We start from the raw sequence: 13,586 nt of genomic DNA, 5'->3' as shown, positions 1-13,586 counted from the left end.
CCTCTGAAGAGGAGGGGCTAACTCAATTCACCATCCGCGCCTGATCCCCCCAATAAGGCTGGCGCAGGGCCTTCTTATCCATCTTGCCGGCCGCTGTCCTGGGGATTTCGTCGACGAAGGCGACGGTCTTGGGCGCTTTCACGCTGCCCAGACGGGCTTTGACATGGGCGATGATCGCGGCTTCCTCGACCGGCGCGCGCGCGACGACGACGGCGTGGACCTGCTCGCCCCAATGATCGTGCGGCAGGCCGATGATCGCGGCCTCGGCGACCGCCTCCAGCTCCATGATCGCGCCCTCGACCTCGGCCGAATAGACGTTGAATCCGCCGGTCACGACCATGTCCTTCTTGCGATCGACGATGTAATAATAGCCGTCCGCGTCACGGCGGCCCACGTCGCCGGTATGATGCCAGCCGTGCGCGGTTGCTTCGGCTGTCGCCTCGGGCATCTCGAAATAGCCGCCGCCGACGATGCCGCCGCGCGCGACGATCTCGCCGACTTCGCCGGTGGGGAGGATGTTACCGTCGTCGTCCATCAGCTCGATGCGGACGGAATAGCTCGCCTTGCCGCAGCTCGCGAGCCGCTCGGGATGCTCGCCGCGCGCGGCCGCCGCGACCTCGTGCGGGGGGAGCCAGGTCGCGATCATGTGGCATTCGGTCTGGCCGTAGCTCTGGCACATGCATTCGCCGAAGATCTCGACCGCCTGCCGCAGCTTGTCCGGCGAGACCGGGGAGCCCGCCAGGAGGAAATAGCGCAGGCTCGAATAGTCGTAATCGCGCACGCGGGGATGCGAGAGCATCGTGTAGAGCGCGGTCGGCGGCAGGAACATGTGGGTGACGCGATCCCGCTCGATGGCGCGCATCACCGCCTCGGCATCGAATCCGGGTAATACGGAAATGGTCGCTCCCATCGCAACAGCAGCCATGGCGACCGGACCGGCCGCGTGGGTCAGCGGCGCGGTGGCGAGGCAGACCGGATTCTCGGCGGGCATGAGATTGCCGATCGTCTCCATGAGCGCGCCCCAGCTGCGGTTCATGATCCGCACGCCCTTGGCCGGACCGGTGGTGCCGCCGGTGGCGATGATCGCGGTCAGTTCCTCGCCATTGCCGACGGGATCGCCGAGATCGGGCGCGTCCGGCGCATCCGCGGGAAGCATGAAGGCGTCGAGCGAGGGATGCTCCCCGTCATCCGTGTCGAGGCAGATCAGCTTGCGGATGCTCGGCACCTGTGCCTGCACCTGCCGCGCTTCGGCCGCGAGGCTCGAATGGTAGAAGAGCCAGCCGGCGCGGACATAGTTGAGGTAGGCGATATTGGCGTCGAGGGCGTTGCGCGTATTGACCGGGATCCACACTGCGCCCGCGCGCCACAGACCGAGCAATGTCGTCAGGATCGCGCCATGATTGGGCGACATGATCGCTACCGGCTCCTGATGTCTGAGGCCATCCGCCAGCATCGCCCCGGCCAGGCGATGGGTCAGCCGGTGCATCTCGCCATAGCTGTAATGCGCCTCGTCCGAGATCAGGATCGGCCGATCCGGGTGGAACTGGACCCGTTTGTCGAAATAGTCGATCGAGCGCATCGCAGCCTCAGCCCCTCATGCAAGCGTCATGCTGAACTTGTTTCAGCATGACGGGAATGTCCATGTTCACCACCGATCTCAGCCCCAGCGGTTGATTTCGGGGCCGGGCGCGAAGCCGTGGGCGGGCTCGGGCTTCTGGGCCTGGGCGAGCGCCCTGGCGACGCTCGGCCGGGTCTTGACCCGCTCCAGCCAGGCGGCGAGGCGTGGCTTGCCCTCGAAGGCGGCGGGGATGAGATCGCGCATCGGCGCAACCCAGGCATAGCTTTCCAGATCGGCGAGGCTGAAATCGCCCATGATCCAGTCGCGGTCGGCAAGCCGGTCGTCGATCTTCTTGGTCGCCTCGTGGACGCGGGCCTCGCTCGCCTTGCGGTGATCGTCGGACAGGAGGCCGGCGCGGGTCTGGCGCCAGCGATCGCGCAGATCATCGGCCTCGATCGGGGCGACGAGCCCCTCGAACTCGGCATCGTCGAGCGCGGCGAGGCGCGGCGTCGTCCAGGCGATGTTGGCGAGCGCGGCGGCGCCGGGCGCGAGGCGCTCGATCATCCAGCGGCACCAGGCCATCATCTCCCAGCGCAGATAGGGATCCGTCGGGCGCAGGCCGCTCTGCGGCGCCAGATCGTCGAGCAGGCAGCCGATGAAGACGCTGTCCACGGTCGGCTCGCCATCGACGACGAGCACCGGCCCTTCCCCCTCGACGCTGTAATTCGCCTCGAAGCCGAGCGGCACCTCGCCGGCATGGCGCTGGGCCATGGCGAGATCGATATGGAGCAGGTCCGCCGCAAGGCCGCTCTCGAACAGGGCGGCCAGCACGGTCAAGGACGGACCGGTCGGCTCGCCATGATAGAGGAAGAGCGTCGTCATGCGGTGGCCTCCTCGATGAGGGGAAGGATGCGCTCAGCGAAGCGCGGCACGCGGCTGTACGTCCAGGTCTGCTTGACCGCGGGACGGCGCGCGACGCTGCGCAGCCAGCGCATGATGTTCGGCGTCTTCTCGTCGTTCACGTCGTCGGGCTGCTGCGAGGGCAGGCCGTAGGCGGAATTGAACAGATTGATGTCGGCCAGCGAATATTGGTTCGAGCCGAGATATTCGCGCTTCGCCAGCGCATCCTCCAGCATGCCGATGCCGAGATCGACGCGGCGGCGGCTCTCGGCCAGCTCCTCCGCGCTGAACAGGCCGTAGATCGCCTTGCGCCAGGCGATGCGGCGCTCGGGCAGCGGAATGCGCTCGATCGCGGCCTCCAGCTCCCTGGGATCGCGGGCGCGCACCTGAGGACCGATGAAGATGCTCCAGCCGATCATGCTGAACGAGGGGCATAGCCACTGGTCGAGAAACTTCATCCACCAGCGCACCCGCCAGCGATCGACCGGATCGTCCGGCATCATCGCGGGACCGGGAAAAGCCTCCTCGACATATTCCATCATCGCGGTGGATTCGTTGAGCAGGCGGCTGCCGTGGGTCATCGCCGGGATCGTGCCCATCGGGTTGATCGCCAGATAGTCGGGCTTGTGCTGATCGAAGGCGAGCAGATCGATATAGTGGCTGTTGAAGGACACACCCTTCTCGACAAGCGTCAGCATCGGCTTGCCCGAATTGGCGTTGGGCTCCCAATGATAGAGAGTGAGATCGCTGCTCATCGGCTTGTCCTCTCGTTCGGATGGAGTCCCCGCCCGGGATCCTTGCCTATCTCATAGGCGAGAAAGATCATCTGGACATAGTCAATTTGCGCATTGTTTTGGGGTGTTTTGCGCAGCAGTGACCTTCCGTCTTCCCCCTCCCCTCACCGTTCGCTTCGAGCGGAGGTTCGAGCGAAGTCGAGAACCGGGGTCGAGAAGTCCGCCCGATGGCGACGTTCTCGACAGCCGTCTCGACTTCGCTCGACGGCCGCTCGAACCGAACGGCTGGGATGAGAGCGAACGCTTTACGCCATGACCCATTCAATGAGGTCATGCGTCTTGTCGTGCCGCTCGCTCTGCACCCGCAGGCCGCGCTCTTCCAGCCACTGGCGCGCCGACACATAGTCGTTCCAGCTCGTCATGCCGGCGACCGCGCCCTTGCGGTCGATCGTCCGGATCGCCGACCAGTTTGCCGTGTGCGCGAGGTCGAGCTGGCGCTTGCCGGCGCGGGTGCGGGCGAAGGCGAGGCTGGCGGGCTTGCGGCTGTCGAAGAGGACGACGTGTGCGACCTTGCCCGGCCCCGTCATCCGCTGCACGCCGATCGCGCCTGCCGCGCCGAGGACAGCCGCGCCGCCGAGCACCTGCCTGCGCGAGACGCTCATTTGCCCTTCCCCAGATAGGCCGCGATCTTGTCCAGCTCGGAGTCCGTGACATCGACCCTGGTCTGGCGCGGCATGGCGCCCTTGCCCATGCGCACGACCGATTTGACATAGTCGGCGGTGAGATCGTCACGGTTGGCGAGCAGGCCCTTGTCGGGCGTCTTGCCCGCCGCGACCTGCTGGGCGGTGAGCAGGTTGGTCCCCATGCCCCAGGTGAGGTGACAGGCGCCGCAGCGGTGCGAGAAGAGATCGGCGCCGGTGACGCTCGTGTGCAGGCGGTCGCCCGCCTCGATCTTGGCGCGCATCTGATAGGGCGGCGGTGGCGGCGGGCCGCCCGCCGGAGGACCGCCCTGCGCGGCCGCCTTGTTGTCGGTGTCGACCAGCTTGCAGCCCGAGGCGGCGAGCGCGGCGACGAGGGCGAGGCCAAGACCCAGCATCTGGCTCAGTGGCTTGGCGCGGCTCATGCGAGGTTCTTCCCGCGCTGGGCGGCATAGGCCGTCGGCCAGATGCCCTGCTTCCCGGGCGACAATATGCCGTTGGGATCGAGCACGTCCTTCACCTTCTCGTTCATCCTGCGCAGGGCATGATCGTTGAAGTTGAACGTGTCGGAGATGGCGTCCATCCAGCCGAGATGGGTGCGATATTCGGCATAGCCATTGGCGGCCGCGTCGGCGATCAGTGCGTTGAACAGCTTCTTGATGCCCTCGACCTGCTCCGGCTTGTCGCGGTCGTACATCAGCATGTTCACATTGTTGCAGAAGCGCCCGCCGATCGTGAAGCTGGCATAGAAATCGACATCATGCGCATCGATGATCTTGCGGCTGCGCGTCATCTGATCGAGCACATGCTTGCCGGTCGCCGGCACCACCGGCGAGAAGCCCATATGCGCGGCCTTGCCGCCGACCCAGTTGCCCATCTGCAGCGGCACGGCTGACGGCACCCCGAGTGTCAGGTCCATGACGTTGGTCGGGTCCCCGCGGCGCCACCAGACTTCCTGCATCGGCGTGTCGATATGCTTCTTGAAGGCCGCCTTGACGATTTCCGCCTTGGCCTTGTTAACGGTCTCGTCGCCGTAAAGACGGATCTGAACTTTCCAGTAGCCGAGCTTGTGCTCCTTGAGCAGCTCCTGCACGCGCCACTCCGGGATGGCGCTCGGCTTGTCCCAGAAGTCCTGGCGCTGACCCAGGATCACCATCTTGCCGAGCCAGCTCGGGATGAAGATCGACTGGTCGATAATGCCGTGCAGCTTGAGCGGGGTCAGCGTGTCGACCACCCAGCCGATATCCTCGGCCTTGGGAATATCGAGATTGAGCTCCAGCGAGGTCTCCGGCTCGGGCATCAGCCACATGCCCGCCTTGGTGACGATACCGAAATTGGATTGGCTGAACATGAGATCCCAGGTCGGGCCGTAGCCGAACGGGAAGAGGTTCCACGCCTGGTTCTTCTCCATCGCGCCGATGCCGGTGCGGACCAGATCGCCCGTGCCCAGCACCACTTCCAGCCCGCAGAGATTCTTGGCGTTGAGGCCATAGGGCGTGTAGCCGATGCCATGCTCCAGCGCATTGCCGAGCACCGATCCCCAGCCATTACCGGGGACCGACATCATGAGCGGAAGCTTGTCCTGCTGGATGCGCTCGTAAAGATCGATGAAGCCGACGCCCGGCTCGAGCACGCAATAGCCAAGCTCGGGATCGAGCTCGATGATCTTGTCCATGCGGCCAAGGTCGAGGACCATGCAGCCCGGCATGCGTGGGGCGGCGGTGCCATAGCCCAGATTCTTGCCGCGCGAGACGGTCCAGAGCGGCAGCTTGTGCTCGTTGGCGATGCGCACGATCGCCTGGATTTCCTCCACGGTCTGCGGGGCCACCGCGCCTGACGCGCCCCAGAGCGTCTCGGGCCCCGGCGCATAGATGTCCGCATAGGCGTCGCGATCTTCGTCGGTGGTCATCACCCAGCCGGCGCCGACGGCACCCTGCAGCGCCTTCACCGCGGCATCGAACGCTTGCGGCGACAGGCCGGGCGGCAATGTAAGCTGCATCAATCTCTCTCCTGACGGTCCTTTGGACTCGATCAATTGCTAGCGCACGGCCGGCGCCGTGCCAACAGGGCTTCCAGACGGGGCGCCGATGCGACCAGCTGGTCCTGGCCTGGCGCTGCCCGGCCCGGATCGGCTGGTCGTGATACCAAGAAGGGCGACGCCGCGACGCCGCCCTCCCCTTTTTCCGATATGATCAGAAGTTCTTCTTGATCGTCACCGCCCATTCGCGCGGACGGCCCGGCTGTGCCTTGTCGAGACCGGCGCCAGCGCCGCGAAGATCGAACAGGGTGACGTAATAATATTCGTCGCCCAGGTTGGTCACTTCGAGCGAGGCCGACAGGTCACGAGCAGGATTGCGCCAGGTCAGCCGGGCGTTCACGACCGTGTAAGCGCCGATATATTGCGGCACGGTCAGATATTTGCTGCCGGTATAGGTCTTGTCCTGATAATTGGCGTCCACGCGCGCCGTGAACGAGCCGATATTGTCGACCGGAAGCTCATACTGGGCGCCGAGCGTCCACTTCCAGGTCGGCAGGCCAGCACGAGGATCGGTCAGCGCCGTCGTGGTCACAGCGGGCGAGAGCCGCGTATATTTGAAGTCGATATAGCTCAGCGATCCGTCGATGCTCAGGCCCTGAACCGGCCGCAGCGTCGTTTCCACCTCGAAGCCCTTCTCCTCCGCATCGCCCGCGTTGACGAGCGCGGCGCACGGCGTCGTGCCGTCCGGGCAGACCGACACGCCGATCTGCGCATTCTTGAGCTTGCCGTAGAAGGCGGTCAGGTTGAGCCGCAGCTTGCGACCGAACAGGTCCGACTTGATGCCCGCTTCATAGTTGGTCAGCACCTCCGGATTGAAGCTGATCGCCTGGCTGGCATAGAATGGCCGCGGATTGGTGCCACCGCCCTTGAAGCCGGTCGAGTAGCTGGCATAGGCCATCAGCTCGGGTGAAAAACGATAGTCGATCGCCGCGCGCCAGTCCCACCGGCTGCCTTCATAATTGGCGACCAAGCCGGTCAACGCGCCGGGGGCACCGGCACCGTTCGCCGCGCCGACCGGATCGAGGAATGGATTGATGCCGCCATTCGGGTACAGGCGGGCGTAGCGATACTGCTTGCTCTCCTCGGTGTAACGCACGCCGCCGTTGAAAGTCAGATTGGGAACGATTTCCCAGCTGGCATTGGCGAACAGCGCCTTTGCGTCGGCGGGAGTCTGGTCGGGCTGAACGAACTGCAGGGGGAAGACGCCGAGCCCGGGCGCCGCATAGGTGCCGTTGCTGGTGTTGATGTAGCGCAGGTCCTGATAGGAAAAATAATTGGTCTGCTGCTTGAAGTAATAACCGCCGAGCACCAGCCCGATCGCCTCGTTCACCTTGACGTTGAGCCGCAGCTCCTCGCTCCAGTTATAGTGGGTCAGATGGTTGGAACCGCCCGACAGCGCGATCGGCGAAAGATCGTCGTCGACGCCGAAGTCCGATATCCAGTGCTGATAGGCCAGGATATTGTCGATGCTGAACATGTCATTGAGCGCGAAATGCGCGTTCATCGCCAGGTTATAGCCGTCATAGCTGCTGCGATTGCTGCGCTGCGTCGCCAGCAGCGGCACGCCGCCCGGGGGCACGGCAACACCCTGGTAGGTTATCGCCGGTGAGGAGTAAGACGAGAAGTTGCAGAATTTGCCGCAGATGAAGCGATTGTCGTACGGCACGCCGCCGATGTTCGTGTTGCCATTGTTGATCAGATCCGTCGCGGCGAGTACTTCGCCGGCCGCGGTATGCTCGTCATGAACATATTCGGCGGTGAAGTTGATATCGATGTCGCTGGACGGATTGTAGCGCAGGGCGCTGCGAATGGCCTGATAGCCAACCTCGCCAAGGCGCGCGATGCGGCAACTGCCGGCCGGCTGGAGAGCGGGAATGCCGCCGGTGGGATTCACCTGCTTTGTGGTTCCGTCATTCGCCTTGAACGTCGCCGGGCCGCCCGCCGGATAGACGCAGCCGAAATCGAGCTGATCGACATAGCCGTTCTGATGCTTGTAAACCCCGGAGATACGGCCGGACAGGCTGTCGGTGAGCTGGTAGTTGATGCCACCGCGAAGGCCGATGCGCTGACGGCTGCCGAACGTGCCTTCCAGAAAGCCGCTATTCTCACCCGACGGCTTCTTGGAGAACATCTTGATCGAGCCGCCTTCCGAATTGCGGCCCGACAGCGTGCCCTGCGGGCCGCGCAGAATCTCGACCCGGTCGAGATCGAGCAGATCGAACACGGCGCCGATCAGCTGGGGATAATAGACATCGTCGATATAAATGCCGACGCCCGGCTCATAGGCGGGGTTGAAGTCGCCCTGGCCGATGCCGCGGATGGAGACCGCGACGGAAGGACCGAACGAGGCACCTTGCGGCTTGAGGCTCACGTTTGGCGCGGAATCGCCGACCTGCGCCAGGTTGGTCTGGCTCTTCGCCTCAAGCGTCGCGGCGTCCACGGCTGTGATCGCGAGTGGCGTATCCTGCAGGCGCTGCGAGCGGAACTGGGCGGTGACGACGATGTCGCGGTTCGTGTCGTCCGCGCTGGTGGCCGCCGCCTGATCATCGGCGGGCGCCTGCTGCGCAAATGATGGCGCGGCATGGCCGAGCGCGAGCGCCGACATCGACGCCGCGCACAGGAAACTGCGGGCAGAAATGCTCTTGGGATTCATGCGAAGGGCTCCTCTCCTGGATAACGCCTTGTTCTCGTTCGCCGCATGTCCGGATTTTATGACGCCAGCCGCGTCCCACGATTCATGCCGCCCGCATGCTATAGCCGGGCAAATCGGACATGATCAACGTTATGTGCGATCAGCACCGGATAAGAAGCATTTTTCCATCATTCACTGTGGGACAAATGCATCAATTCCTACCTATATAGCTATCCTGCATAGCTATTGCGGTAAGCGAAATGCCTGCTGGGCATGATGCTGCATCAAGATGGCCTCGCGCTCGGTCGGGAGGTCCATCCGGTCGTATATCGCGACCTCGCCGTCCCCGGGGGTGGCGTCAGTCCAGCTCAGAACATCGGATGCGGATTCGCTGATTTCACCGGCATCGGCTGGATCACGTCCCAATGCTCGACGATCTTGCAATCCTTGACGCGGAACATGTCCACCGCGGCGGAGCCCCGCGCACCCGGCTTCATCACCGAGAGATAATGGACCGCGACGCGGCTCTCGTCGCCGAAGATCTGCTTGATCTCGATCCTGAGGTCCGGATTGGCATCGAAGATCGGGCCGAGATGCCGCAGCGCGTCCTCGCGCCCGTCCTGCGCCATGGGATTATGCTGCGTATAATCCTCGGCGACGTAGGTCATGAACGCCTCGCGCCATTTCTTCTCGACGAAGAAGAGTTGGCTGAATTTGGTGACGATCTCGACGGCGGTCATGCCGCATTTGGTGTCCGCGGCGGGGGCTGGCGCGGTGATGGCCGACAGGGCGAACGCGACCAGGATCCATTTCGGTGCCATTCCTCTTTCCTCCCCTTCGTCACCCCAGCGAAAGCTGGGGTCTCGCCTGCAGCGCGCCCCCACCGCCTGAGACCCCAGCTTTCGCTGGGGTGACGGTTAGGGCGCGCGGCCTACCTAATCTTGCGCAGGCGCTTCACCCCAGACGCCCCTTCTTGGTCATCATGGGCGTGAAATTCTCGACCGCAAACGCCTTGCCGAGCACCGGATGGGCGAAGCTCATCGGCACCTCGTAGCGGTGCGGCCAGGTCTGGCGCACTTCCTTCTCGGGCAGGATGCGGTCCGGGCCGTCCGGGTTTTCGGGATAGCAGACGACGGCGGGCTGGAGGTGCGCGACCGTATGCGCCCAGCCCGTCTCATAGTCGCCCTGCCACTGCATCATATAGTCGAGCCGCTTGATCTTCCAGACGCCGTCTTCCTTGACATAGTCATTCTCGTAGATGCCGGACTCCCAGAATTGCTGCGGCACTTCGGCGGGCTTGTCCTTGAGCACGTCGTCATGCCAGCCCCCTGCCAGGATGCCGCGGAAACGCCCCTTGGCGGTCTGCCCGTCGGGCGCGATGCTGATGACGTCCTGCAGCTGGAAATGGTCGAGCAGCAGGCCGTGGATCGGGCCGCGCTTGCCGCCGGTAAAGAGGTTCTGGAACCAGGTGCCGTAAAGGCGCATAACCCCTTCATATCCGACATATTCGCCGGACAGGAACACGACCACGCCGTCCCTGGCGAAAAGGCCCGCGACCTCCTCCGGACGGTTATAATCGATATAATAGCCATAAGCCCATTGGAGCCGCCGTATCGCGTTGATATCCTCCAGCTCCTGGACCTTCCTTTCCAGATCAGCCAGGCGGGTTTCCACGTCAGACATGTTCGACTCCTCTCTCCTAAGTTGTATGAGGCGCTAACAAAGGAAATCGGCTTGAGCGAGAGGAAAAAGTCATCGTGAGCACTGCGGACTGGGCCGGCAAGGTCGCCTTCATCACCGGCGCGGGGACGGGCATCGGCTTCGGCGTCGCCCGCGCGTTCAGCAATGCGGGCATGCGCCTGGCCCTCTCCTACCGCGACGAAGCGCAACGCGCGCGCTGCACATCCTGGTTCGAGGAGCGCGGCCGCGAGGTGCCGCTGTGGATCAAGCTCGACGTCACGGACCGCGACGCCTTCGCTGTCGCCGCAGACAAAGTCATCGATCATTTCGACAAATGCCATGTGCTGGTCAACAATGCCGGCGTCTCGGTGTTCGGCCCGACCGACGAGGCGAGCTATGCCGATTATGACTGGATCATGGGGGTGAATTTCGGCGGGGTGGTCAACGGCCTCGTCTCCTTCCTGCCCAAGATCAAGGCGACCGGCGAAGGCGGCCATGTCGTCAACGTCGCCAGCATGGCCGCCTATCTCTCGGGGCCGCAGGCGGGCATCTACACGGCGAGCAAGTTCGCGGTGCGCGGCCTCACGGAATCGCTGCGCTACAATCTCGTGCCTTATGGTATCGGCGTGTCGCTCGTCTGTCCCGCGCTGGTCGCGACCGACGCAGGGCTCAGCGCGCTCAAGCGGCCGGAGGGTTTCGCGGGCAGCGGCTTCGCGCCGGTCGATGAAGGGGAACTGCACAATTTCGCCTCGATCTTCGCCAACGGCATGGACCCGCTCGAGGCGGGTGAGAAGATATTGCGAGGGATGACCGAGAATCGCGGGCTGATCTTCACGCATCCCGAGTTCGCCGAGGACTTCAAGGATATTTACGAAACCAGCCTCGCCGCGCTGCCGGACGAGGTCGCCCCACCCGAGCGGCTGGAGGTGGAGCGGCTGCGCCGGGCGGCGAACAAGGCCGCGCTGGAAGGGGCGAAGATTTCGATCAATGATCTGACGTGAGGCCTTGATCACCCCTCCCTTTCGAGGGAGGGAGCATCAGGTCGGTCATGCCCCCGGCATGACCTAAATAGCACGGGGCGCTATTTACCTGATGCTGGGTGGGTGTCGCGCAGCGATCTGCAACGCAGCATTCCCCACCCCAACCCCTCCCCTGAAGGGGAGGGGCTTTATAAAGGATAGGAGAGAGACATGCCGAAGAAACTGATCGCTCTGGCCCTGCTCGTCGGCACGGCCGCTCTGCCGGGCGCCGCGCATGCCCAGGACAAATGCACCGCCCTCGCCAACCAGGCCTTTGGGGCGGACGTCCGGATCAGCGCCGCCGTGCATGTCGCGGCCGGCCCGATGGCCCTGCCCGCCGCGCCGGGCCAGGCCGCGCAGTCCATCCCCCTCCCCGGCCATTGCAAGGTCGAAGGCATCATCAATGACCGCACTGGCAAGGACGGCAAGCGCTACGGCATCGGCTTCGCGCTGGCGCTGCCTGACGACTGGAACGGCCGCTTCCTGCTGATGGGCGGCGGCGGCCTCAATGGCAGCGTTGCGCCGCCGATCGGCCCGGTCGCGGCGGGTGGGACTCCCGCCCTCGCGCGCGGCTTCGCGGTGCTCTCGCACGACAGCGGCCATAAGGGACCGGTGTTCGATAACAGCTTCATGGCCGACCAGCGTGCGACGCTCGACTTCGCCGAAACCTCGGTCCGCACCGTCGCCCTGCTCGGCAAGCAGATTTCGGCCACTTATTATGGCAGGCCGGTCGCGCACAGCTACATGACCGGTTGCTCCACCGGCGGGCGCGAAGGCATGCTCGCCTCGCAGCGTTATCCCGAGCTGTTCGACGGCATCATCGTCGGCGCTCCGGCGATGCGCACGGGCGATTCCAATCTCGGCGTCGAGTTCACCACCGTGCTGTTCAACCAGGCCGCGCCCCGGGACAAGGACGGCAAGCCCATTCTGGCTCAAGTCCTGACCGCAGCCGATCGCAAGACCATCCTCGACGGGCTGCTCGCGCAGTGCGACGGGATCGATGGCCTCAAGGACGGCATGATCGAAGCCGTGGCGCAGTGCCGCTTCGATGCCAGGCTGCTTCAGTGCAAGCGCGGCAAGCAGGACGGGTGCCTGAGCGCCGGGCAGGTCAACGCGCTGGTCGAGGGCTTCAAGGGACCGAAGGACAAGGCGGGCTATCCGATCTATGCGCCGGTGCCCTATGATACCGGCATCGTCGCGACGCCGATGGGCTATCTGCCCTCCGGCATTCCCGGCCCGCTCGGCCCGCCGAGCCAGGCGACCAGCATCGATCTTGACGCGCGCATCCACGACATCCGCAACAATGCGCAGCAGCGGCTGACCGACACCAATTATTGGACCAACCTCAACACCTATCTCGACCGCGGCGGGAAGATCATCTTCTATCACGGCGTCTCGGACTTCTGGTTCTCGCCCTTCGCGACCTGGGACTATTATGAGCGCGCGGCGAAGGACAATGGCAAGGCGTTCACCGATGCCAGCCGCTTCTACATGGTGCCGGGCATGCTGCACTGTGCGGGCGGCAACAGCTTCGACCAGTTCGACATGCTCTCGTCGCTGGTCGACTGGGTCGAGACCGGCAAGGCGCCCGAGGCGATCACCGCCAGCCGGCGCGGCCCCGATCCCGACCAGCGCCCGCTCTGCCCCTATCCGAGCTATGCGCGCTATACGGGCGGCGACGAGAAGCGCGCCGGAAGCTTCGCCTGCAGCAAGCCGGCAGGTTAAAGGCAGACCCGACCGGTGGCTCATCAGAACGGCCGGGGCTCCGAGAGTTTATTCCATTTGGATTGAAGCAATCAGTGCTCCTGCGAAAGCAGGAGCACCGGGTAGCGCGGGAACGGGGCGGTGGTACGGAACCGCCTCGCTTGTCTCTCGTTGCGTGCAGACCTCTCCTGGAAGTTCCGCCATGAAATTGCATCGCGGCCGCCTGATCGATCATGTCCATATCCGCGCGACGGATTTCCCGGCTTCAGCGCGCTTCTACAGGGCGCTGCTCGACGTGGTCGGCATCGAAGCGCAGGTGACGGACGATCATCTCGCAGCCGACGAGCTGTGGATCGACCATGGCGAGCAAGGCTCGCGCATCCATCTCGCGTTCCAGGCGGTCGATCGCGAAATGGTCGACGCCGGCCACAAGGCGGGCCTCGCCGCCGGGGGCCGGGACAACGGCGCGCCCGGCGAGCGGGATTATCATCCCGGCTATTATGCAGCTTTTCTGCTCGATCCCGACGGCAACAATATCGAGTTCGTCTATCACGGTCCGTTCAGGAAGTCGGCCGACAGCGTCGAGATCAGCGCGCCCGATCCGGACTGACCGCCGGTAGCGC

General features: G+C 64.4%; 12 protein-coding genes. 3 read left to right on the top strand and 9 right to left on the bottom strand.

From position 1 onward, the window contains the following. Positions 1-22: 22 nt before the first annotated feature. The 9 genes from KK488_RS08690 to KK488_RS08650 all read right to left on the bottom strand — a co-directional run bounded on the left by KK488_RS08690 (position 23) and on the right by KK488_RS08650 (position 10,243). Positions 23-1,579 (bottom strand): class I adenylate-forming enzyme family protein, encoded by a 1,557-nt coding sequence (locus KK488_RS08690; RefSeq protein WP_214622772.1) that lies wholly within the window; start codon positions 1,577-1,579, stop codon positions 23-25. A 78-nt stretch (positions 1,580-1,657) separates the two neighbouring features. Next, positions 1,658-2,440 (bottom strand): glutathione S-transferase family protein, encoded by a 783-nt coding sequence (locus tag KK488_RS08685; protein WP_214622771.1) that lies wholly within the window; start codon positions 2,438-2,440, stop codon positions 1,658-1,660. After that, complete coding sequence (locus KK488_RS08680) at positions 2,437-3,213, bottom strand: glutathione S-transferase family protein (RefSeq protein WP_214622770.1); 777 nt, start codon at positions 3,211-3,213, stop codon at positions 2,437-2,439. The genes KK488_RS08685 and KK488_RS08680 overlap by 4 nt, the downstream gene beginning before the upstream one ends. Before the next feature lie 284 nt (positions 3,214-3,497). Then, complete coding sequence (locus KK488_RS08675) at positions 3,498-3,854, bottom strand: twin-arginine translocation signal domain-containing protein (RefSeq protein ID WP_214622769.1); 357 nt, start codon at positions 3,852-3,854, stop codon at positions 3,498-3,500. Beyond that, complete coding sequence (locus tag KK488_RS08670; protein WP_214622768.1) at positions 3,851-4,315, bottom strand: c-type cytochrome; 465 nt, start codon at positions 4,313-4,315, stop codon at positions 3,851-3,853. The genes KK488_RS08675 and KK488_RS08670 overlap by 4 nt, the downstream gene beginning before the upstream one ends. Then, on the bottom strand, positions 4,312-5,889 hold the full coding sequence (locus KK488_RS08665; protein WP_214622767.1) for an FAD-binding oxidoreductase: 1,578 nt from the start codon (positions 5,887-5,889) through the stop codon (positions 4,312-4,314). The genes KK488_RS08670 and KK488_RS08665 overlap by 4 nt, the downstream gene beginning before the upstream one ends. A 193-nt stretch (positions 5,890-6,082) precedes the next feature. Further along, positions 6,083-8,581, bottom strand: a complete 2,499-nt coding sequence (locus KK488_RS08660; RefSeq protein WP_214622766.1) for a TonB-dependent receptor — start codon at positions 8,579-8,581, stop codon at positions 6,083-6,085. 347 nt (positions 8,582-8,928) lie between these two features. Further along, entirely contained in the window at positions 8,929-9,381 is a 453-nt protein-coding gene (locus KK488_RS08655; RefSeq protein ID WP_214622765.1) for a nuclear transport factor 2 family protein, read from the bottom strand. Between the two features lie 133 nt (positions 9,382-9,514). Next, entirely contained in the window at positions 9,515-10,243 is a 729-nt protein-coding gene (locus tag KK488_RS08650) for a nuclear transport factor 2 family protein (protein WP_214622764.1), read from the bottom strand. Positions 10,244-10,317: 74 nt separating this feature from the next. On the opposite strand from KK488_RS08650, the gene KK488_RS08645 reads away from it, so the two are divergent. The 3 genes from KK488_RS08645 (at position 10,318) to KK488_RS08635 (ending at position 13,573) form a co-directional block, all read left to right on the top strand. Further along, positions 10,318-11,241, top strand: a complete 924-nt coding sequence (locus KK488_RS08645; protein WP_214622763.1) for an SDR family oxidoreductase — start codon at positions 10,318-10,320, stop codon at positions 11,239-11,241. A gap of 189 nt (positions 11,242-11,430) precedes the next feature. After that, entirely contained in the window at positions 11,431-12,984 is a 1,554-nt protein-coding gene (locus KK488_RS08640) for a tannase/feruloyl esterase family alpha/beta hydrolase (RefSeq protein WP_214622762.1), read from the top strand. A gap of 181 nt (positions 12,985-13,165) precedes the next feature. Next, positions 13,166-13,573: a VOC family protein gene (locus tag KK488_RS08635; RefSeq protein WP_214622761.1), complete on the top strand. Its 408-nt coding sequence runs from the start codon at positions 13,166-13,168 to the stop codon at positions 13,571-13,573. Positions 13,574-13,586: the final 13 nt, after the last annotated feature.

Source organism: Sphingobium nicotianae (assembly GCF_018603885.1).
GTDB classification, from domain to species: Bacteria; Pseudomonadota; Alphaproteobacteria; order Sphingomonadales; family Sphingomonadaceae; genus Sphingobium; species Sphingobium nicotianae.
Note: the sequence above shows the minus strand (reverse complement) of the source record. Positions and strands in the feature narration are given on the sequence as shown.